At 69.7% G+C, this 20,306-nt stretch carries 19 protein-coding genes and 1 pseudogene; 10 read left to right on the top strand and 10 right to left on the bottom strand.

The features are described from left to right. Window positions 1-33 precede the first annotated feature (33 nt). The 6 genes from ACM26Y_RS22525 (at window position 34) to ACM26Y_RS22550 (ending at window position 4,255) form a co-directional block, all read left to right on the top strand. The gene (locus ACM26Y_RS22525) at window positions 34-435 is read left to right on the top strand and encodes an ArsR/SmtB family transcription factor (RefSeq protein ID WP_003934341.1); all 402 of its coding nucleotides are present in this window, start codon (window positions 34-36) and stop codon (window positions 433-435) included. Then, the gene (gene arsB, locus ACM26Y_RS22530) at window positions 432-1,511 is read left to right on the top strand and encodes an ACR3 family arsenite efflux transporter (RefSeq protein WP_003934342.1); all 1,080 of its coding nucleotides are present in this window, start codon (window positions 432-434) and stop codon (window positions 1,509-1,511) included. The genes ACM26Y_RS22525 and arsB overlap by 4 nt, the downstream gene beginning before the upstream one ends. Window positions 1,512-1,534: 23 nt before the next feature. Continuing rightward, on the top strand, window positions 1,535-2,194 hold the full coding sequence (locus tag ACM26Y_RS22535; protein WP_416062017.1) for an arsenate reductase ArsC: 660 nt from the start codon (window positions 1,535-1,537) through the stop codon (window positions 2,192-2,194). 19 nt (window positions 2,195-2,213) lie between these two features. Beyond that, window positions 2,214-2,630: an arsenate reductase ArsC gene (locus ACM26Y_RS22540; protein ID WP_003934344.1), complete on the top strand. Its 417-nt coding sequence runs from the start codon at window positions 2,214-2,216 to the stop codon at window positions 2,628-2,630. A gap of 118 nt (window positions 2,631-2,748) precedes the next feature. Further along, window positions 2,749-3,150, top strand: coding sequence for a DUF2703 domain-containing protein (locus ACM26Y_RS22545; RefSeq protein ID WP_416062018.1), 402 nt, complete (start codon window positions 2,749-2,751; stop codon window positions 3,148-3,150). Between the two features lie 43 nt (window positions 3,151-3,193). Beyond that, the gene (locus ACM26Y_RS22550) at window positions 3,194-4,255 is read left to right on the top strand and encodes an ArsO family NAD(P)H-dependent flavin-containing monooxygenase (protein WP_416062019.1); all 1,062 of its coding nucleotides are present in this window, start codon (window positions 3,194-3,196) and stop codon (window positions 4,253-4,255) included. 81 nt (window positions 4,256-4,336) lie between these two features. Here the strand turns inward: ACM26Y_RS22550 and ACM26Y_RS22555 are convergent, their stop codons facing one another. From ACM26Y_RS22555 to ACM26Y_RS22570, 4 genes and pseudogenes are all read right to left on the bottom strand, one after another. Then, a complete protein-coding gene (locus ACM26Y_RS22555; protein WP_416062020.1) occupies window positions 4,337-5,347 on the bottom strand; it encodes a dihydroorotate dehydrogenase-like protein in 1,011 nt (336 codons plus the stop codon). Continuing rightward, complete coding sequence (gene nifJ / locus ACM26Y_RS22560) at window positions 5,347-8,919, bottom strand: pyruvate:ferredoxin (flavodoxin) oxidoreductase (protein WP_416062021.1); 3,573 nt, start codon at window positions 8,917-8,919, stop codon at window positions 5,347-5,349. The genes ACM26Y_RS22555 and nifJ overlap by 1 nt, the downstream gene beginning before the upstream one ends. Continuing rightward, window positions 8,916-10,591, bottom strand: a pseudogene (locus ACM26Y_RS22565) (NAD(P)-binding protein). The gene nifJ and the pseudogene ACM26Y_RS22565 overlap by 4 nt, the downstream one beginning before the upstream one ends. A 127-nt stretch (window positions 10,592-10,718) precedes the next feature. Further along, the gene (locus ACM26Y_RS22570) at window positions 10,719-11,213 is read right to left on the bottom strand and encodes an ArsI/CadI family heavy metal resistance metalloenzyme (RefSeq protein WP_416062022.1); all 495 of its coding nucleotides are present in this window, start codon (window positions 11,211-11,213) and stop codon (window positions 10,719-10,721) included. 91 nt (window positions 11,214-11,304) lie between these two features. On the opposite strand from ACM26Y_RS22570, the gene ACM26Y_RS22575 reads away from it, so the two are divergent. Then, the gene (locus ACM26Y_RS22575) at window positions 11,305-11,664 is read left to right on the top strand and encodes an Rv2640c family ArsR-like transcriptional regulator (protein WP_003934355.1); all 360 of its coding nucleotides are present in this window, start codon (window positions 11,305-11,307) and stop codon (window positions 11,662-11,664) included. Between the two features lie 67 nt (window positions 11,665-11,731). Here the strand turns inward: ACM26Y_RS22575 and ACM26Y_RS22580 are convergent, their stop codons facing one another. Next, window positions 11,732-12,607, bottom strand: coding sequence for an amidohydrolase family protein (locus tag ACM26Y_RS22580; RefSeq protein WP_416062023.1), 876 nt, complete (start codon window positions 12,605-12,607; stop codon window positions 11,732-11,734). Between the two features lie 138 nt (window positions 12,608-12,745). Here ACM26Y_RS22580 and ACM26Y_RS22585 point away from each other — a divergent pair, with 138 nt between their 5' ends. Next, window positions 12,746-13,615, top strand: a complete 870-nt coding sequence (locus ACM26Y_RS22585; RefSeq protein WP_235431173.1) for an IS5 family transposase — start codon at window positions 12,746-12,748, stop codon at window positions 13,613-13,615. Between the two features lie 61 nt (window positions 13,616-13,676). Here ACM26Y_RS22585 and ACM26Y_RS22590 read toward each other — a convergent pair whose 3' ends face one another. Genes ACM26Y_RS22590 through ACM26Y_RS22605 form a run of 4 tightly spaced genes read right to left on the bottom strand, consistent with a single transcriptional unit; the run spans window position 13,677 to window position 17,419 of the window. Then, on the bottom strand, window positions 13,677-14,432 hold the full coding sequence (locus ACM26Y_RS22590) for an ABC transporter ATP-binding protein (protein WP_054373030.1): 756 nt from the start codon (window positions 14,430-14,432) through the stop codon (window positions 13,677-13,679). Further along, a complete protein-coding gene (locus tag ACM26Y_RS22595; RefSeq protein WP_416062024.1) occupies window positions 14,429-15,415 on the bottom strand; it encodes an iron chelate uptake ABC transporter family permease subunit in 987 nt (328 codons plus the stop codon). Before ACM26Y_RS22595 ends, ACM26Y_RS22590 begins: the two co-directional genes overlap by 4 nt. Next, window positions 15,412-16,440: an ABC transporter permease gene (locus ACM26Y_RS22600; protein WP_416062025.1), complete on the bottom strand. Its 1,029-nt coding sequence runs from the start codon at window positions 16,438-16,440 to the stop codon at window positions 15,412-15,414. The genes ACM26Y_RS22595 and ACM26Y_RS22600 overlap by 4 nt, the downstream gene beginning before the upstream one ends. 13 nt (window positions 16,441-16,453) lie before the next feature. Then, the gene (locus ACM26Y_RS22605; RefSeq protein WP_416062026.1) at window positions 16,454-17,419 is read right to left on the bottom strand and encodes a siderophore ABC transporter substrate-binding protein; all 966 of its coding nucleotides are present in this window, start codon (window positions 17,417-17,419) and stop codon (window positions 16,454-16,456) included. A gap of 167 nt (window positions 17,420-17,586) precedes the next feature. On the opposite strand from ACM26Y_RS22605, the gene ACM26Y_RS22610 reads away from it, so the two are divergent. Beyond that, window positions 17,587-18,591: an acryloyl-CoA reductase gene (locus ACM26Y_RS22610; protein ID WP_416062027.1), complete on the top strand. Its 1,005-nt coding sequence runs from the start codon at window positions 17,587-17,589 to the stop codon at window positions 18,589-18,591. Window positions 18,592-18,598: 7 nt separating this feature from the next. Here ACM26Y_RS22610 and ACM26Y_RS22615 read toward each other — a convergent pair whose 3' ends face one another. Continuing rightward, complete coding sequence (locus tag ACM26Y_RS22615) at window positions 18,599-19,180, bottom strand: ribonuclease H family protein (RefSeq protein ID WP_416062028.1); 582 nt, start codon at window positions 19,178-19,180, stop codon at window positions 18,599-18,601. 174 nt (window positions 19,181-19,354) lie between these two features. On the opposite strand from ACM26Y_RS22615, the gene ACM26Y_RS22620 reads away from it, so the two are divergent. Continuing rightward, window positions 19,355-20,293, top strand: a complete 939-nt coding sequence (locus ACM26Y_RS22620; protein WP_416062029.1) for a DNA-3-methyladenine glycosylase family protein — start codon at window positions 19,355-19,357, stop codon at window positions 20,291-20,293. Window positions 20,294-20,306: the final 13 nt, after the last annotated feature.

The raw sequence follows: 20,306 nt of genomic DNA on the forward strand, positions 1-20,306 counted from the left end.
ACGCCGTGTTTCGACAACCGTCAATATAGACGCATGCCGAATCAACCGCCGCGCGGGGACGAGCCCTGCTGCCCGCCGCTCAGCCGCGAGCCGCTCACCTCCGATTGGGCCGGTGACCTGGCCCGCATGTTCAAGGCCCTGGGCGATCCGGTGCGCCTGCGGATGCTGAGCCTGATCGCCAGCCACGAGGGCGGCGAGTGCTGCGTGTGCGACATCTCACCGTCCTTCGACCTGTCGCAACCGACCATCTCGCACCATCTGAAGGTGCTGCGGGAGGCCGGCCTCCTCGACTGCGAACGTCGCGGCACCTGGGTGCACTACCGGGTCGTCCCCTCGGCCCTCGCCCAGCTGTCCGCGGTGTTGTCCGTCGAAGCCGGAATCGTCGCGAACTCGTCCTGCACGCCCGCCGCCGCCCTCGAGGAGGTCGTCTCGTGACCACCACCACCGACCACCCGGCAGTCGTCGGCAAGCTGTCCACCCTCGACCGGTTCCTGCCGGTGTGGATCGGCGTCGCCATGGTCGCCGGCCTGCTGCTCGGCCGCCTGATTCCCGGCCTCGGCGACATCATCTCCACCGTGGAGATCGACGGCATCTCGCTGCCGATCGCCCTCGGTCTGCTGATCATGATGTATCCGGTGCTGGCCAAGGTCCGCTACGACCGGCTCGACACCGTCACCGGCGACCGGCGGATGCTGATCGGCTCGCTGGTCCTCAACTGGATCGTCGGGCCCGCGCTGATGTTCGCCCTGGCCTGGCTGATGCTGCCCGATCTGCCCGAGTACCGCACCGGGCTGATCATCGTCGGTCTGGCCCGCTGCATCGCCATGGTCATCATCTGGAACGACCTTGCCTGCGGCGACCGCGAGGCCGCCGCCGTGCTGGTCGCACTCAACTCCGTCTTCCAGGTGATCATGTTCGCCGGCCTCGGCTGGTTCTACCTCTCGGTGCTGCCGGGCTGGCTCGGACTCGAACAGACCACCCTCGACGTCTCGCCCTGGCAGATCGCCAAGTCGGTGCTCATCTTCCTCGGCATCCCGCTGCTCGCCGGCTTCCTCACCCGGCACTTCGGCGAGAAGGCCAAGGGCCGGACCTGGTACGAGCAGAAGTTCCTGCCCAGGATCGGGCCGTGGGCCCTGTACGGCCTGCTGTTCACCATCGTGATGCTCTTCGCGCTGCAGGGCGAGCAGATCACCTCCCACCCGTGGGACGTCGCCCGCATCGCCCTGCCGCTGCTGGCGTACTTCGCGATCATGTGGGGCGGCGGCTACCTCCTGGGCGCCACGATGGGCCTGGGCTACGAGCGCACCACCACCCTCGCGTTCACCGCGGCCGGAAACAACTTCGAACTCGCCATTGCCGTCGCCATCGCCACCTTCGGCGTCACCTCCGGGCAGGCCCTCGCGGGCGTGGTCGGGCCGCTCATCGAGGTGCCCGTGCTCGTCGGCCTCGTCTACGTCTCGCTCGCCCTGCGCAAGCGCTTCACCCCCTCCGCCACCCCCGCCGCTTCGTGAAGCCCGAGAGCCAGGGAGCCGACATGTCCGACCACTCGAACCGCCACCAGCCCGAACTGCTGATGCCGCAGGCGGTGCTCCAGCGTGCCGCCGAGCACCTCGCCGACAAGTACGACGGGATCTTCTCCCCGCAGACCGTCGAACGGGTGGTGTTCGAGTCCTATGCGGCACTGCGCCGCACCGCCACCGTCTACACCCATCTGACGGCACTCGCCCCGCGCTTCGCCGCCGAACGCCTGACCGCGCTGGCCCAGGCCGAAGGCGCCGTCGCAAAGGACGTTCCGGAGGTGCTGTTCGTCTGTGTGCACAACGCCGGTCGCTCCCAGATGGCCGCTGCCCTGCTCGATCGCCACGCCGGTGGCCGCGTCCACGTCCGCTCCGCGGGCTCCGCACCGATCGCCGCGATCAACCCGGTGGTGGTCGAGGCCATGGCCGAGCTCGGCCTCGATCTCGGCGCCGAGTTCCCCAAGCCGCTCACCGACGACGTCGTCGCCGCCGCGGACGTGGTCGTGACCATGGGCTGCGGCGACGCGTGCGCCGTCTACCCCGGCAAGCGCTACCTCGACTGGTCCGTCCCCGACCCGGACGGGCAATCCCTCGAGGTCGTCCGCATCATCCGCGACGACGTCGACGCCCGGGTCCGCGCTCTGCTCGCCGACCTCACCGCCGTTCCCACCGCCTGACACCCGAAAGGTTCCCTCGATGACCACCAAGCCGTCCGTGCTGTTCGTGTGCGTGCACAACGCCGGCCGCTCCCAGATGGCCGCCGGATTCCTCACCGCCCTCGCCGGCGACGCCGTCGAGGTCCGTTCCGCCGGCAGCGCCCCCGCCGATCAGGTCAACCCCGCCGCCGTCGAGGCCATGGCCGAGCTCGGCATCGACATCTCCACCCAATCCCCGAAGATCCTCACCACCGACGCCGTCGAAGCCTCCGACGTGGTGATCACCATGGGCTGCGGCGACACCTGCCCGGTCTTCCCCGGCAAGAGCTACCGCGACTGGGTGCTCGAGGACCCGGCCGGCAAGGGCGTCGAGTCGGTCCGCCCCATCCGCGACGAGATCAGGGCGCGGGTCGAGGCGCTGATCGCCGAACTCGTCCCCGGCGCCGTCCGCAGCTGACCGAACGCAGGGCGTGCCCCGGCCGGATCCGCCGGGACACACCTGCGGCCCAGCCGGGTCGGCCACACTGGAGACCGGGTCGACTCCACCTTCCCCGCGAACCGAGAAGGGGTCTGTGATGACGGTACTGCCCATCGTCTGGCAACGCCTGGTCAGCCAGGGACAGACGTGCCGCCGCTGCGCCGGCACCGGTGAGCAGATCCAGCACGCGGTCGGCACGCTCGATCAGGCCCTGCGCCCGCTGGGCATCGCACCGCACCTCGAGGTCCGCGAACTCGACGACGCCGCCTTTGCCGCGAACCCGACCGAATCCAACCGCATCTGGATCGCCGGCCGCCCGCTCGAGGACTGGCTCGACGCCGACGTCGGCAGCAGCCGCTGCTGCTCGGTGTGCGGCGACTCCCCTTGCCGGACAGTGGCACTCGGACCAGTCACATTCGAAGAGATCCCCGAACGACTGATCGTCAAAGCCGCCCTGATCGCCGCGGCGAGCCTGCTCGACACCCCCGGCCAACCCTGACGGCCGAAACCGACGATCTGCGCACGCGATGACGAGGGAGACGATGAGCACGAGCGAGGTGGACGTCGTGGTGATCGGGGGCGGGCAGGCCGGCCTGGCCGCCGGGTACTACCTGCGCCGGGCCGGGCTCGAGTTCGTCGTCCTCGATGACCAGCCCACACCGGGCGGCGCGTGGCCGCACACCTGGCCCTCGCTGCGGTTGTTCTCCCCCGCGGAGTACGCGTCGCTGCCGGGATGGCCGATGCCGTCGTGGCGGGACGGGTTCCCACCTGCCCGGCACGTGATCGACTATCTGACCGCATACGAGCGCCGCTACAGTCTGCCGGTGCGGCGGCCGGTGCGGGTTCGGGCGGTCACCCGCGACGAGGACGGGGAGCGGCTGCGGGTGGACACCGCGGAGCGGGTGTGGCGGGCACGGCGGGTGATCAGCGCCACCGGCACCTGGCAGCAACCGTTCTGGCCCGCTTGCCCCGGAGCCCGCACCTTCGCGGGCAGACAGTTGCACACCGTGCAGTACCGCATCCCGGGTGAATTCGCCGGTAGAGCGGTCGTGGTGGTCGGCGGCGGCAACTCCGGTGCCCAGCTGGTCGCCGAGATCTCGGAGGTCACCGGCACCACCTGGGTGACCACCCGCCCGCCGCGGTTCCTACCGGACGACGTCGACGGACGTGTGCTGTTCGAGATGGCGTCGCGGCGCGCGCTGGCGCTGGCGGCCGGGCGCCCCGATCCGGGCGGTATCGCCGACCTCGGTGACATCGTCATGGTCCCGGAGGTCCTCGCGGTCCGGGACCGCGGCGCGCTGGATCCGCTGCCGATGTTCGACCGGCTGACCCGGGACGGCATCTCGTGGGACGACACCGGGGAGAGCCGGCGCGCGGACGTGATCGTCTGGGCCACCGGATTCCGCCCCGCCCTGACGCCGTTGCGGCCGCTGCACCTGCGCGGGTCCGACGGTTCCATCGCCGTGACAGGAACCCAGGCGTTGAAGGAACCCAAGCTGCATCTGCTCGGCTACGGGGACTGGACCGGCCCCGGGTCGGCCACGCTGATCGGGGTCGGGCGCACCGCCAAGGCCGCCGTCGCCGGGCTGGCGCTGGACCTCTGAGCCGGCACCGCGGCCACGGCGGCCGACCGGAAAGCCCGATGAGCACCCCCGGAGTCCGGCTGGCGTGCGGGGCCGGAAGCCTCACGGGACGCCGTAGGCGCGGTGGTCGGCCTCGCGCAGCGCGCTCACGTAGTCGCCACGTCCGCGGCCGGTCCCGTCCGCGCCGGGCGGTCCGGCGAGCATCCCCCGGAACTCGCCGACGCTGCGGTATCCCTTGCGGCGCATCCACTCGCGCACGCCGTCGAGCAGGACGGCGGCGTACTCGGGACCGTGACGCAACAACGCCGAGGCGGACTGCACGACGTCCGCGCCGGCGAGCAGGTACTTGATCACATCGGTGGCGTCCTCGACGCCGGTCGTCGCGGCCAGGTCGGCACGCACCCGTCCCCGCAGCAACGCGATCCAGGTCTGCGGCAACCGGGTCTCGACGGACGTCGAGAGGCTCACGCCAGGAACCACGGTGAGGGTTTCGGGATCGATGTCGGGTTGCAGGAACCGGTTGAACAGCACCAGCCCGTCGGCCCCGGCCTCGTCGAGGCGCAGCGCCATCTCACCGATCGAACTGAACTGGGGGCTCACCTTGACCGCCACCGGCACGGTGACGGCGTCCTCGACCCGGCCAAGGACGTCCAAGTGGCGTTGTTCGACGTCCCGGCCGCTGATGTGCGGATCACCGGGCAGGTAGTAGATGTTCAGCTCGATCGCGGCCGCGCCGGCATCCTGCATCGACCGGGCATAACCCGCCCACCCGCCCGGGGTGACGCCGTTCAGGCTGCCGATCACCGGGACAGCGACCGCCTGCGCGGCGCGTTCGAGCAGACTCAGATAGCGGCGCGGTCCGTGGTCCTCGACGGTTTCCTCCGGAAAGTACGACAAGGATTCGGCGTAGCTCTGCGAACCGTGCTCGGTCAGTGCCGCATTGCGCTCCGCTTCGCGCAGCAGCTGCTCTTCGAACAGTGAATAGAGCACCACCGCCCCGACGCCTGCCTCGGCGAGCCGGCGGACACCGTCGACCGTCCGGGACAGTGGAGATGCCGCCGCCACCAGAGGATTCGGTAGGGACAGGCCCAGATAGCGCGTCGACAGGTCCATCAACGGTCCTTGCGGGCGTCGGCGGTGAAGTGGTGCGATCCTCGCGATGCCATGTCCTCGTACCGGTCCCAGCGCTGAGCGATCGCCTCCTCGGCGAGACCGAGAAGTCGGTCGTATTCCTCCGGATCGGTGTTGGCGAGTGCGCGGTACCGCAGTTCACGACTGCGGTAGTCCTCGAGCGGAATCCTCGGCCGGTGGGAATCGAGCAGGAACGGATTCTCCCCGGCCGCCCGCAACATCGGGTCGTAGCGGATCAGCGGCCAGTGCCCGCTGGCTACCGCGCGATACTGCTGGTCCATCCCGTGACGCATGTCGATGCCGTGCGCGATGCACTGACTGTAGGCGATCACGAGCGAAGGGCCTTCGTAGGCTTCGGCTTCCCGCATCGCCTGCAACGTGTGCTGCGGATCCGCTCCCATCGCGACCCGGGCCACGTAGACATTGCCGTAGGCGATGGCCTGCAACGCGAGGTCCTTCATCGGGACCGTCTTGCCGCCGGCGGCGAACTTCGCGATCGCCCCGAGCGGGGTGGCCTTGGACATCTGCCCCCCGGTGTTGGAATACACCTCGGTGTCGAGGACCAGGACGTTGACGTTACGGCCGCTGGCCAGGACGTGGTCGAGACCCCCGGCACCGATGTCGTAGGCCCAGCCGTCGCCGCCGACGATCCACACGCTACGCCGCACCAGATGGTCGAGCACACTGCGCAGGTCCGCCGTCGTAGCGGAATCCAGCTCTGCGATACGGGTTTCGAGTTCGGCCACCCGCTCCCGCTGGGCGCGCAGCTCGGACTCGCGCAGCTGCGGCGCCGTCAGGATGCCGTCGACGAGGTCGGCACCGATCGCCTCCCGCAGTTCGGTCAGGCGCCGCCGGGCGAGCCGGGTGTGCTCGTCGGCGGCCAGCCGGAACCCGAGCCCGAATTCGGCGTTGTCCTCGAACAGGGAATTGGACCAGGCGGGACCGCGTCCGTCCGCGTTGGTCGTCCAGGGGGTGGTGGGCAGATTGCCGCCGTAGATCGACGAGCAGCCCGTGGCGTTCGCGATCGTCAACCGGTCGCCGAACAGTTGGGAGAGCAGCTTGAGGTACGGGGTCTCCCCGCAGCCCGCACAGGCGCCGGGAAATTCGAACAGCGGCTCCAGGAACTGGGTTCCGCGGACGGTGCCGAAGTCCACCCGGGCCCGGTCGGCCGTCGGCAGCTTCTCGAAGAAGACGATGTTCTCGCGTTCGGGGGCCACCCGCGGTTCGCGGGGTGCGAGATTGATGGCCTTGGTGGTCGTCGCGCCGGGGGCCACGGCAGGACAGGCCTCGACGCACAACCCGCATCCGGTGCAGTCCTCGGCGTAGACCTGCAGGGTGTACCGGGCATCCGGCAGGCCCACAGCACCCAGGGCCGCCGAGCCGAACTGCTCCGGGGCACCGTCCAAGTGGGACTTGTCGTAGAACTTGGTGCGGATCACGCTGTGCGGACAGACAAGACTGCAGTTTCCGCACTGGATACAGGTGTCCGGGTCCCACACTGCGACCAGTTCCGAAATGTTGCGCTTCTCGTACGCGGTGGTGCCGCTCGGATAGGTACCGTCCACGGGAAACGCGCTGACCGGCAGGGAATCCCCGCGCCCGGCCATCATCTCCGCGGTGACGGTGCGGACGAACTCGGGCGCGCGCTCGGGCACGATCGGCGCCGGCACCCGTGTGGTGGTCACCCGATCGGGCACATCGATCCGGTGCAACTCTTCCAATGCCCGGTCCACCGCGGCCAGTTCGCGCCGCAGCACGTCGGCTCCACGGTTGCCGTAGGTCTTCTCCACCGACTTCTTGATCCGGGCGACGGCCTGCTCACGCGGCAGCACATCCGAGATCGCGAAGAAGCAGGTCTGCAACACGACATTGATCCGCCCGGCGAGCCCGACCTCACGAGCGATCCGGCCCGCGTCGACCGCATACAGCGTGATCCCCTTGTCGAGGATCTGTTCCTGGGCCCGGCGAGGGAGCGCGTCCCAGACCTTGTCGGGCCGGTGTCTGCAGTTCAGCAGCAGGGTCGATCCCGGCGCAGCCGGTCCCAAGACGTCGATCTTGTCGAGGAATCGGAACTGATGGCATCCGACGAGGTCCGCGCGGCTCACCAGATACGGTGCGCGGATGGGCCGCGGCCCGAAGCGAAGATGCGAAAACGTCTGCGAACCGGACTTTTTCGAGTCGTAGACGAAGTAGCCCTGTGCGTGCAGGTGTTCCTCGTCGCCGAGAATCTTGATGGTGTTCTTGTTGGCCCCGACCGTGCCGTCCGAGCCCAGGCCGTAGAAGATCGCCCGCACGGTGTCGGAGGATTCGATGTCGAAGGACGGGTCGTAGGTGATGCTGGTGCCGGTCACGTCGTCGTCGATGCCCACGGTGAACCGGCGGCGGGGCCGCTCACGGGCGAGCTCGGCGAAGACGCCGGCGACCATGCCGGGTGTGAACTCCTTCGACGACAGACCGTAGCGTCCGCCGCAGACCCTGGGCATGACGGCCCGCTCACCATCGGCATGCGCCTCCGCGAGGGCCGCGACGACGTCGAGATACAGCGGCTCGCCGTGCGAACCGGGCTCCTTGGTGCGGTCCAGCACGCCGAGCGTGCGCACCGTCGCCGGCAGTGCCGCCAGCAGCGCCTCGGCGGGGAAGGGCCGATACAGCCGCACCTGCACCACCCCGACCCGCTCACCGCGGGCGGTGAGCGCGGCAGCGGTTTCGGCTGCGGTGTGCGCACCGGATCCCATCAGCACCAGCACGCGGTCCGCCTCGGGATGCCCGGTGTACTCGACGATGCGCATGTCGCGTCCGGTGCGCTCCCCCAACTGCGTCATCAGCTCGTCCACCACCCCCGGAACCCGGGCATAGAACGGATTGACCGTCTCACGCGCCTGGAAGTAGGTGTCCGGGTTCTGCGCGGTGCCCCGGATGAAGGGCCGCTCCGGCGACAACGCGCGTTCGCGATGCTCTCGGATCAGCTCCTCGGGCACCAGGGCACGCAGGTCGTCGTCGGCCAGCGTCTCGATGGTGTTGAGTTCGTGGGAGGTGCGGAAGCCGTCGAAGAAGTGCACGAACGGCACCCGCGTCCGCAGGGTGGCGGCCTGCGCCACCAGCGCCAGATCGTGTGCCTCCTGCACCGACGCCGAGGCGAGCAACGCGAATCCGGTCTGGCGCACCGCCATCACGTCCGAATGGTCGCCGAATATCGACAGCCCCTGTGCGGCCAGGGACCGGGCAGCGACGTGCATGACCGCCGAGGTCAGCTCGCCGGCGATCTTGTACATGTTCGGGATCATCAGCAGCAGTCCCTGTGACGCGGTGAACGTCGTCGCCAGTGCCCCGCCCTGCAGTGCGCCGTGCAGCGCCCCCGCCGCGCCGGCCTCGCTCTGCATCTCCACCACACTCGGCACGGTGCCCCACAGATTCGGCCGGTGCCGGCTGGACCATTCGTCGGCCAGCTCGGCCATCGCCGACGACGGAGTGATCGGATAGATGCAGCACACTTCGTTGAGCCGGTAGGCAACCGACACGGCCGCCTCGTTACCGTCCACCGTGGCACGCGTCATGTCGGCTCCGGAAACATTTCGATCGCGTGGACCGGGCACTGCTCGAAGCACTCCGCGCAGCCGGTGCACTTGTCGTAGTCGTACCGGTAGCCGTGGCCGGCACCCAACTTGACGATCGCGTCCTCCGGGCACGCGCCGAGACAGCCGTCGCACTCGAAGCAGTTGCCGCACGACAGGCACCGGCCCGCCTCGAATGTCGCCGCCTCGGCCGACACCCCGCCGACCACCTCGTCGAACCCGGAAAGTCGTTGCTCAACAGCCAATTCCGGCTGCACCCGCCGATCCGCGTCGGCGAAATACCACAGGTGCAGCTGGTCGAACGTCGCGATCGGATGCTTGGCGGGCCGCTCGGCAGACGCCCGACGCAACCAGGCGTCGATGTGGTGCGCCGCCTTCTTCCCGTGCCCCACCCCGACCGTCACGGTGCGCTCGCCGGGCACCATGTCGCCGCCTGCGAACACCCCGGGGCAGCCGGTCATCAGCGACCCGTCCACCCGCACGCTGCCGTCGCGCTCGAACTCGACGCCGGGCAGCGTGCGCATGAACGCCGACTCCGTCTCCTGGCCGATCGCCATGATCAGGGTGTCCGCGGCCAGGGTCTCGAAACGCCCGGTCGGCCGTGGACGACCGGACTCGTCGAGTTCCATGACCTCGACCTGCAGTTCGGGACCGTCGAAGGCGGTGACCGTGCGCAGCCAATTGATCCGCACACCTTCGCGTTCGGCGTCCTCGGCTTCCTCCTCGTGGGCGGGCATCTGCTCGCGGGTGCGCCGATAGACGATGACCGCGTCCTCGGCCCCGAGCCGACGGGCCACCCGGGCCGCGTCCATTGCCGTGTTGCCGGCGCCGTAGACGGCACGTGCCGCCCGACGGCCGGGTTCTCCCCGGAGGCGACACTGCGCAGGAACGAGACCGCGTCGATCATCGTGCCCGCGTCGCAGGCCGGGATGTCGACCCGTTTGGCCAGATGCGCCCCGACCGCGACGAACACCGCGTCGAAACCACCCTCCGCGCGTTCCGCCGCGAGATCCTCGACCCGGTGGTTACAGGTCAACTGCACGCCCAGTGCTGCGACCCGCTCCAGCTCAGCTTCGAGCACGTCGCGCGGAAGACGGTAGTTCGGAATGCCGTAGCGCATCATCCCGCCGGCCTCGGCGCCGGCGTCACGGATCTCGACGTCGTGGCCGCGGCGGGCGAGGTGACAGGCGGCGGACAGCCCGCTCGGCCCGGCACCGATCACCAGTACCCGCTTGCCGCTGCGGGCGGGCGGCGGCTCGAACATCCAGCCCTGCTCCCGCGCCCGGTCACCGAGAAACCGCTCCACCGAATGGATGGACACGGCGCTGTCGAGAGTGGCGCGATTGCAGACGGATTCGCAGGGGTGGTAGCACACCCGGCCGTGGATGGCGGCGAACGGATTGTCGGCGACCAGTTGCCGCCAGGCCTGCTCGTACCGGCCGGCCTTCGCGTGCGCCAGCCACGCCTGGATGTTCTCCCCCGCGGGGCACCGGGCGTTGCACGGCGGCAACAGGTCCACATACACGGGCCGACGCCGGCGCACCGGGCCGGCGCGGGGACGGCCGTGCACCAGATCCGGCAGCGGCGTGAGTTCCTCCGACGGCCGGGCCGGACGCCCGCCCGTCGCCCCGCCACTGCGCTCGTCGGCAGTCATCCCCTCACGATAGGGCTCCGGCCGGGTGTCCGGCACCGGATTGCGGCGGTACGGAGGTGCCGACGACGCGTCTCCGACGGATCGGGCCCGCTACGGACGTGCGTCCGTAGCGGGCCGTGGACGTCGCTCAGCAGCAGGTCCCCGCGGCCGGCGCCTGCTGCTCGGCGGCGGCCGCTTCCCGCTCGACGACGGAGCCACAGCACACTCCCTCCGAGTTCTCGCCCTGGTCGAGCAGCTTCGGGCTCGTACCGAAGGTCTCGCTGTCGGCGAGGACGGTGTAGACCTCCCACTTCTCCCCCGCCGGGCCGGTGACCCACACCTTGTCCTGGGTGGCGAAGCAGCAGGTGGTGCCGATCTCCTCGTCCGTGAACAGGCCTTCGTCCGTGAGGCGGGCGATCTCGGAGTGCACCTTCTCGCTCGAGTCGACCTCGACGCCGAGATGGTTGATCGAGCCGCCCTTGCCCGCGTTCTCGATCAGGACGAGCTTCAGCGGTGGCTCGGCGATCGCGAAGTTCGCGTAGCCGGGCTTCAGCTTGGCCGGCTCGGTGCCGAACAACTTCGTGTAGAACGTCACGGCCTCCTGCAGGTCGTCGACGTTGAGGGCGAGCTGGACGCGGGACATGATGACCTCCACCTGTGAGACATACATCGAATTCGTAGGTCAACTGTCACCACCTTTTTGACATATGTCAAGAGGGATGGATGATGGGGATATGCCCAAGGCGCTCCCGGTTGTCGACGTCTCCGCCCCCATCTGCTGCGCGCCGGTCTCGGCCGCACCGATGAACGAGCAGGCCGCCCTCGAGGTGGCGCTGCGACTCAAGGCACTCGCCGACCCGACCCGGATCCAGCTGATGTCGATCCTGCTCACCACACGGGAGGACGACGTGTGCACGTGCGACCTGGCGTCGGCCGTGGGGTTGACGGAGTCGACCGTCAGCCATCACCTGGGCCAGCTGCGCAAGGCGGGGATGGTGCAATCGACACGCCGCGGCATGAACGTCCACCACCGTGCCTGCAGCGACGCATTGCAGGCGCTACGTCTCGTCCTCGACCCCCACTGCTGCACCTGACCGACCGAATGTCACACCGGTTCGATCACATCGAACCGGTGTGACATTCGGCCACCCAGCTCCCGGCTCATACCGAGCCGAACAAAGCCTCCGCGTTGTCCCAGCACACCGCGCGGACCCATTCGCTGCCGAGGCCGAGCCGTTCGACCGCCTCGAGCTGATGGATGTACGGGTACGGGATGTTCGGGAAGTCGCTGCCGAACAGCACCTTCGATCCCAGCGCCCGCAGCCGCGGCAGCTCGTCGTCCGGGAACGGCATCGACTCCTGGGTGAAATCGGTGAACGCCATGGTCGTGTCCAGATGTACCCGCGGATACTTCTCGGCCAGATCGAGGAACTCGCGGTACTCGGGCATGCCCATGTGCGCGACGATCAGCGTGAGCCGCGGGAATCGTTCCAGCAGTGCGGCGACCGGCCGGGGCCCGGTGTGCGTCCCCGGCGCCGGCCCCGAGCCGCAGTGGATGACGATCGGCACGCCGGCGTCCTCGAGCAGTCCCCACACCGGATCGAGCAGCGGATCGTTGGGGTCGTAGTCGCCGACCTGGATGTGCGACTTGAACACCCGCGCGCCGTGCTCGAGCGCCGCGGCGACGTAGTCGCCCGCCTCGGGCTCGGGATAGAACGTCGCGGTGTGCAGGCAGTCGGGGGTGCGGGCGGCGAAGTCCACTGCCCAGGAGTTCAGCCATGCGGCCATCACGGGCTTGTGCGGGTAGAGCATCGCCGTGAACCGGCGAACCTCGAAACGCCGCAGCCGCTCGACGCGTTCCTCCTCGGCGTGCCGGTAGGTGATGGGCCATTCGCGGCCCACGAGCGGTCCGGCGGAATCGAAGTATCCCCACACCTTGTCCATGACGCTCTTGGGCATGAAGTGGGTGTGCACGTCGATCAGGCCGTCGAGGCCGTGCCGGTCCCGGAAGTCGGCTACCTGCTGCGCTTCGTCCATCCCCCGAAGGTAGCGGCCCCGCCGGCGGTGCGTCTTTCGGGCTGCCTCAGAGAGTGTTGTGGAACCCTGTGCGGACGCGGCGTGTCGGCCGTGGTATCCGAACGTGATCGATGATCGTCTCGGTACGTGTGTCCGTGTGTGTGCAAGCCCGCCTACGACTCGTCGCTGACCGATGCGCAGTGGGCGGTGATCGAACCGCTGCTGCCTCGACCGAGTCCGCGGCTCGGGGGCCGGCCGCCGGTGCACCCGCGCCGACTGGTCGTCGACACGATCTTGTACGTGCTGGCCACCGGCTGCGCCTGGCGGCTGGTCCCGCACGATCTGGCCCCGTGGAGCACCGCCTACCGGATCTTCGCCGCCTGGAGCGCGGACGGCACCTGGGCGCGCATCCACGACACCCTGCGAGATCGGTTGCGTGCCAACGACGGACGTGATCCGCAGCCATCGGCGGCGGTGCTGGACTCGCAGTCGGTGCGCAGCAGCGAGGGCGGCGAGCAGATCGGCTACGACGCCGGCAAACGCGTCCGGGGCCGCAAGCGTCATCTGCTGGTCGACACCCTCGGGTTGATGTTGGTCGGGCTGGTGCACTCGGCGTCGGTGCAGGACCGGGCCGGGGCCCGGCTGGTGCTGGCCGGGGCCCGGACCCGGTTCCCCGGCTTGGGGCTGGTGTGGGTCGACGGCGGGTACGTCAACTCGGTCGATGCGGGCCTGGTCGACTGGGCGGCCCGCACCGAGAATCTCGAGGTCGTGGTGGTACCTCGCAACGCGGACGTGAAAGGCTTCCAGGTGCTGCCCCGGCGGTGGGTGGTCGAGAGGACCTTCGGATGGTTGACGAGGTGTAGACGGTTGGCACGGGACTACGAACGCAAGACGGCACATGCCGAGGCCATGATCCAGGTCGCGATGATCAGGCTCATGGCGGCCCGCCTGGCCGGCGAAGACATCGAGCCCCGCGGTCCGATCGAAGCCGAAGCGGCACGCCGGCTAGCAGAGGACCTCACCGACTGACAGCGCGGGTTCCACAACACTCTCTCAGCCACCCGAAGGACGCACCGGCGCCGACGGCGCCTCAGAAGTACACGGCGATGCGACGGCCGTCGATCTCGTGCACGGCGATGTCCATGTCGTAGACCTTGCGCAGCACCTCGGGCCGGAGGATCTCGTCGACGTCCCCGTCGGCGACGACGGCGCCGTCGCGCATCGCGACGATGCGATCGGAGTGGCACGACGCGAAGTTGATGTCGTGGATCACCAGGATCACGGTCTTGCCCATCTCGTGGGCCATCCGTCGCAGCAGCTGCATCATGTGCTGCGAGTGCTTCATGTCCAGGTTGTTGAGCGGTTCGTCGAGCAGCACGTAGTCGGTGTCCTGGGCGAGCACCATCGCGACGAACGCGCGCTGCCGCTGCCCGCCGGAGAGCTGGTCGAGGAAGCGGTGCTCGAACCCGCCCAGGCCGGTGTACTCGATGGCGCGGTCGACCGCGTCGCGGCAGGACGCCGACAGCCGGCCCTTCGAATGCGGGAAGCGACCGAACTCGACGAGTTCACGCACCGACAACCGCACCGCGGTGGTGTTGTCCTGGCGCAGCACCGACAGTTTCCTGGCCAGCCCGTCCGAGGGGGTGGCCCGCAGGTCGAGCCCGTCGATGCTGACCGACCCGGCGTCGGAGTCGAGCAGCCGCGCGACGATGGTCAGCAGGGTCGACTTGCCGGCGCCGTTGGCACCGATGATCGACGTGAGGCCCCCGCGCGGGACGTCGAGATCGACGGGCCCGAGCACGGTGGTGCCGGCGTAGTTCTTGGCGAGATCCCGAACGGTAATCACAGACGTGCACCCCTCACGAGCAGGGAGATGAAGTAGATGCCGCCGACGAAGTTGACGACGACGATGAGGCTCGAGTTGTAGTCGAGCAGCCGGCCGAGGACGAACTGCCCGCCGACCAGGGCGACGATCGCGACGAGCGTTGCGGCGGGCACCGTCCAGCGGTGCCGGAAGGTGCCGACGAGTTCCCGCCCCAGGTTGGCCACCAGCAGTCCGAGGAACGTGATGGGCCCGACGAGCGCGGTGGACACCGAGACCAGCACCGCGACGACGATCAGCGTGCGGGTGACGACGCGCCGGTGGTCGACGCCGAGACCGATCGCGTGCTCGCGGCCCAGCGCGACGACGTCGAGCTGACGCAACATCGGCACCGAGAACGCCGTTGCTGCGACGACGAGCAGGGCCGACACGGCGAGCAGGTCGACCTGCACGTTGTTGAAGCTGGCGAACAGCACGTCCTGCAGCGTCATGAAGTCGTTGGGGTCGATCAGCCGCGACACCAGCGACGACAGCCCACCGAACAGGGCACCGAGCACGATGCCCACGAGCACCAGCACGTACAGGTCGCGCGATCCGCGGTCGAAGAGCCATCGGAACAGCACGAGCGCGAAGCCGACCATGGCGAGCACCTCGACCACGAACTTCAGGCGCGGATCCAGTGTCGCGAGGGCGCTCGCGCCGAACAGGAACACCACCAGGGTCTGCAGCAGCATGAACAGGCTGTCGAACCCCATCACACCCGGGGTGAGGATGCGGTTGGCGGTGACGGTCTGGAAGATCACCGCGGCGAAGGCGGTGGCGTAGCCGACGAGCACCATCGACAGCACCTGCCGGCTGCGGATCTTCATGGCGAAGTCCCACGAGCCGGTGACGAAGAGGAACAGGTACGCGCACACTGCCAGTGCGGCGACGACGCCGAGCACGACGAGCACGCGGGCAGGGTCCCGGCGACGGGTTGCGGAGGGTGCGGCGACGGCCGGGCTCATCGCGCACCTCGCCGGGTGCGCAGGATCAGTGCGATGAATACGACGGCGCCGACGACGCTCGCGACGGTACCGACCGGGATCTCGTACGGGTAGCGGATGACGCGGCCGAAGACGTCGCAGACGAGCACGAATCCGGCGCCGGCGAGCGCGGTGATCGGCAGGACGCGGCGCAGGTTGTCGCCGAGCGCCATGGTGACGAGGTTGGGCACGACGAGGCCGAGGAACGGGATGGCGCCGACGACGACGGTGACGACGGCGGTGGTGACGGCGACGACGACCATGCCGATGTTGATCACCAGCTGGTACGGGACGCCGAGGTTCTTCGCGAAGCCCTCGCCGAGACCGGCCACGGTGAAGCGGTCGGCATACAGATAGGCGACGGTCATGACGGCGACGACGACCCAGATGATCTCGTAGCGTCCGCGCAGGATGCCGGAGAAGTCACCACTGGTCCAGGTGTTCAGGGCCTGCATCAGTTCGAGCCGGTAGGCGAAGAACGTGGTGACGGCCATGACGACGCCGCCGAACATGAGGCCGACGAGCGGCACGACGATCATATCGGTGAACCGGACGCGGCGCAGCAACCGCAGGAACAGGAAGGTGCCGACGAGGGAGAAGGCGACGGCGACGAGCATCTTGCCGAGCACGGACTGTCCACCGAGGAACAGGGTCGCGACGAGGATGCCGAGCAGGGCCCATTCGACGGTGCCGGCGGTGTCCGGTGCGACGAACCGGTTGCGGGTCAGATGCTGCATGATCAGGCCGGACACGCTCAGGGCGGCGCCGGCGAGCAGGATCGCGATCAGACGGGGCACGCGCGAGACGAAGAAGACCTCGAGGGTCGCCGTATCGCCGCGCAGCAGGTCGGCGGGGGTGACGTCGGCGACCCCGACGAACAGGGATGCGAAGGCGGCGGCGGCGAGCATCGCGGCGCCGATCAGGACGGGACGCAGACGCACGGCGGGGCCGGCGGCCGCACGCGCGGTGCGGTCGCCGGCCCTGCCGGTCGTTGTCGGGGAACTCACGAGCGGGCGGAGGTCATGCCGCCGCGGCCTTGCCGACGGCCTGCCCGACGACGTCGATCTGCGACTGGACGGAACTCAGCGCGCTCGGCGCCATGTACCAGGTGTACAGGTCGAGGTAGGTGATCCGGCCTTCCTCGGCGGCGGTGGTGCCGCCGACGAGCGGGTTGTCGAGCACGCGGGACGCGTTCGGGCCGGTGGTGTCGCCGAGGGGCGCCTCTCGGTCCTGGACGAACATCAGATCGGGGTCGGCCTGGGCGATGTACTCGAAGGAGACGGCATCGCCGTGGGCGACGTCGTCGGCGAAGGTCTCCGAGACGGGCGCGACGCCGAGGTCGTGGATGATCCCGTACCGGGATCCGGGTCCGTACGCGGTGACCTCGGCGGCCTCGACGCGCAGGATCAGCCCGCGCAGGTTCGCCTGTTCGGCGCTCGCGGACACGGCATCGAACGATTCCCGGATTCCGCCGAACTTCGCCTCGAAGGCGTCCTCGGCTCCGAAGATGCCGGCGAGGTTGCGGTTCTGCTTCTCGACGCTGTTCAGGAAGTCCTTGGAGTCGACGGACAGGTCGACGGTGGGGGCGATCTCGCTGAGCGCGTCGTAGCTGGTGGCCGACCGGGCGGCGACGATGATGAGGTCGGGATCGAGGGCGTTGACGGCCTCGAAGTCGGGTTCGAACAGCGAGCCGACCTTGGCGACGTCGTCACCTCGGTAACGCGCGAACGATTCGGGCCAATTGGTGAGTGCGGGGACGCCGACGGCATCGGGCAGGTCGAGGTCGATCATGGACTGCAGCACGCTCTGGTCGAAGACCACGACCCGTTCGGGATCGACGGGCACCTCGGTCTCGCCCTGGGCATGACTGACGACGATGGTCGCGCCGGTATCTGCCGTGTCGGAGGGGGTGTCGGAGGAGCAGGCCGAGAGCCCGAGCGAGGCGGCCGCGACTAGGGCGACGGCGGCGGACAACCGGATACGCATGGGCAATCTCCTTGAAAATTGAACTTCCGGGGTAGTCGGATCCGCTCTCGAAGCCCGGCCCCACCCCGAACTGAGCGAAGCGTTGCCTAACTTAGCATGCCTTTACTTACCGTTGGCAAGATGTCGTGTCTCCACACGGACGAGCGCGCCACCACTACGGTCGGATCATGACCTCCACCACGTTCTCCGCCTGGGTCGCGCGCGAGCACGACGACGCGATCGACTTCGCCCCCGAGACCGTCGACGAGACGATGCTGCCCGACGACGGCATCACCGTCCGTGTCCTGCATTCGAGCGTCAACTACAAGGACGCCCTCGCCGTCGTCCCGCGCGGCGGCGTGGTCCGCACCTACCCGATCATTCCTGGCATCGACCTCGCCGGTGAGGTCGTCACCTCGGATCACCCCGACTTCGCGCCGGGCGACCGGGTCTTCGCGCACGGCTACGAGATCGGCACCGGCCGGCACGGCGGCTACGCCGAGTACGCCCGCGTGCCCGCCGATCAGCTGGTCCGGCTCGGCGAGCTCTCCACGGCCGACGCCGCCGCCATCGGCACCGCCGGCTTCACCGCGGCGCTCAGCGTGCAGGCGCTGCTGCGGCACGGACTCACCCCGGACGACGGGCCCGTCGTCGTCACCGGCGCCTCCGGCGGCGTGGGCACCGTCAGCGTCGATCTCCTCGCCGCCGCCGGATTCGAGGTGGTGGCCTCGACCGGCAAGCCGGAAGCTCACGACCTGCTCCGCGAGCTGGGCGCCGCGTCGGTGATCGGACGGCTCCCCGAGGACCCGGACGCGAAACCGCGCCCGCTCGGCAAGGCGACCTGGGCAGGGGCCGTGGACTGCGTGGGCGGCGCGACCCTCGCCCACGTCCTCAGCACCGTGCAGTGGGGCGGCGCGGTCGCCGCGAGCGGGCTCACCGGCGGCGCCGCCTTGCAGACCACGGTGATGCCGTTCATCCTGCGCAGCGTCGCGCTACTGGGAATCGACTCGGTGCAACTGCCCATCGGCCCGCGGCGCGAGCTGTGGGAGCGTCTCGCGGGCGACCTGCGCGCCCGGCACCTGACCGACATCATGCGCCGAATCCCTGCGCGCGAGCTGGTGTCCGTACTCGACCTGGTGCGCGCCGGCAAGTTCACCGGCCGCGCGGTGATCGAGGTCGCCGGCGGCTTCTGACGCCTCGTCAGAAGAGCGTGAGCTCGACCTCCTCGACCACCTTCACCGTCCGGCGCACCGCCTTCTTCGCGGCGCGCGCAGGCGCGGCGGTCGGCTCGGGCCGCGCAGGCGCGGTGGTCGGCTCGGGCCCGGCCGGTTCGATTGCGGATGCGATCGGGGCGGCCGCCTGGGCGCGTGCCGCCTCGCCTGCCAGTTTGTCGGCGAGTTCGTTGAAGTGGTTGCCGACGTGCCCGCGCACCCAGCGGAACCGCACCGGCCCGGACCGCTCGGCGAGGACGCGGTCGATGGCCTGGACCAGGTCGAGGTTCTTCACCGGCGCGCCCGTCGCCGTCTTCCAGCCCTTGCGCTTCCATCCGGGCAGCCACTCCGAGGCGCACTTGATGGCGTACTGCGAGTCGGATTCGATGATCATCGGCTCCGGGCCGGGGTGGGCCTTCAGCGCCTCGAGCAGCGCCCGCAGCTCGGCGATCTGATTGGTGCCGGAGCGCTCCCCGCCCGCCCGGCTCGGCCCTTCGTGATTGACCCACGCCCACCCGATGGCGCCGCCCGGGTTTCGAAGGCACGAACCGTCGGTGCTCACGATGATCATGTGCCAGACCATATCCCGTGGCAGGGGCGACGTCGCGCCCGAGGCACCGACGCGCCGCGACCGTGCACGAATCGCGGCCTTCGTCGGGGTGTCGGCACGAGACGTGCACACTCGTGGCCGGCGCCGCCGGTCCACCCCTCGTCGCCCGGTACGGCGGCACAGTACGGTGGACCGGTGCCCGTCCCCGCTCCACCCAGCACCGGCGCGCTCGTCGTCCGCGCCGAGCTGCCCCGGCCGGTGGACGTCGCGCTGACGTTGCAGCCGCTCCAGCGCGGCCCCTACGACCCCTGCCACCGCCGCGACGGGCACGCGGTGTGGCGCACGTCCCGGTTGGCATCGGGGCCGGTCACCTACCGGCTCGTGCAGGACGGTCCGCGTGGCGCGCGCTGCCAGGCGTGGGGCCCCGGAGCCGGGGAGCTGGCGGACCGTCTTCCCTCCCTGCTCGGCGCCGAGGACGATCCGGCCGGGTTCCGGCCCGAACATCCGCGCCTGGCGGAGGCCCATCGACGTCTCCCTGCCCTGCGGATCCCGCGCACCGGCCGCGTGCTCGAGGCGCTGATCCCGGCGATCCTCGAACAGCGGGTGCACGCCGTCGCAGCGTTCGCGTCGTGGCGGCGGCTCGTCACGTGGTTCGGCGACGACCCGCCCGGCCCGGCACCGGAGGGTATGCGGGTGCCGCCGGCGGCCGAGACGTGGCGCCGCATTCCGTCGTGGGAGTTCCACCGCGCCAACGTCGACCCCGGCCGGGCCCGCACCGTCGTACGCTGCGCCCAGCTGGACGACCGGCTCGAGCGGCTCGTCGACCTCGATCCCGCCGAGGCGCAGCGCAAACTGCACTCGATCCCGGGCGTGGGAATCTGGACCGCCGCCGAGGTAGCACAGCGCGCCTTCGGAGACGCGGACGCGCTGTCGGTGGGCGACTACCACCTCGCGAAGATCGTCGGCTGGTCGTTGCTCGGCGCGCCGCTCGACGACGCCGGCATGGTGGAGTATCTGGAACCGCTTCGGCCGCACCGTTACCGGGCCGTGCGGCTGATCATGGCGACCGGCGGGGCGGGGCGGGTCCCCCGGCGGGGGCCGCGGACCCCGATCACCGATCACCGTAGGCGGTGAGCACGTCGGCCGT

This window comes from Rhodococcus indonesiensis, from assembly GCF_047782815.1.
Classification (GTDB): Bacteria; Actinomycetota; Actinomycetes; order Mycobacteriales; family Mycobacteriaceae; genus Rhodococcus; species Rhodococcus indonesiensis.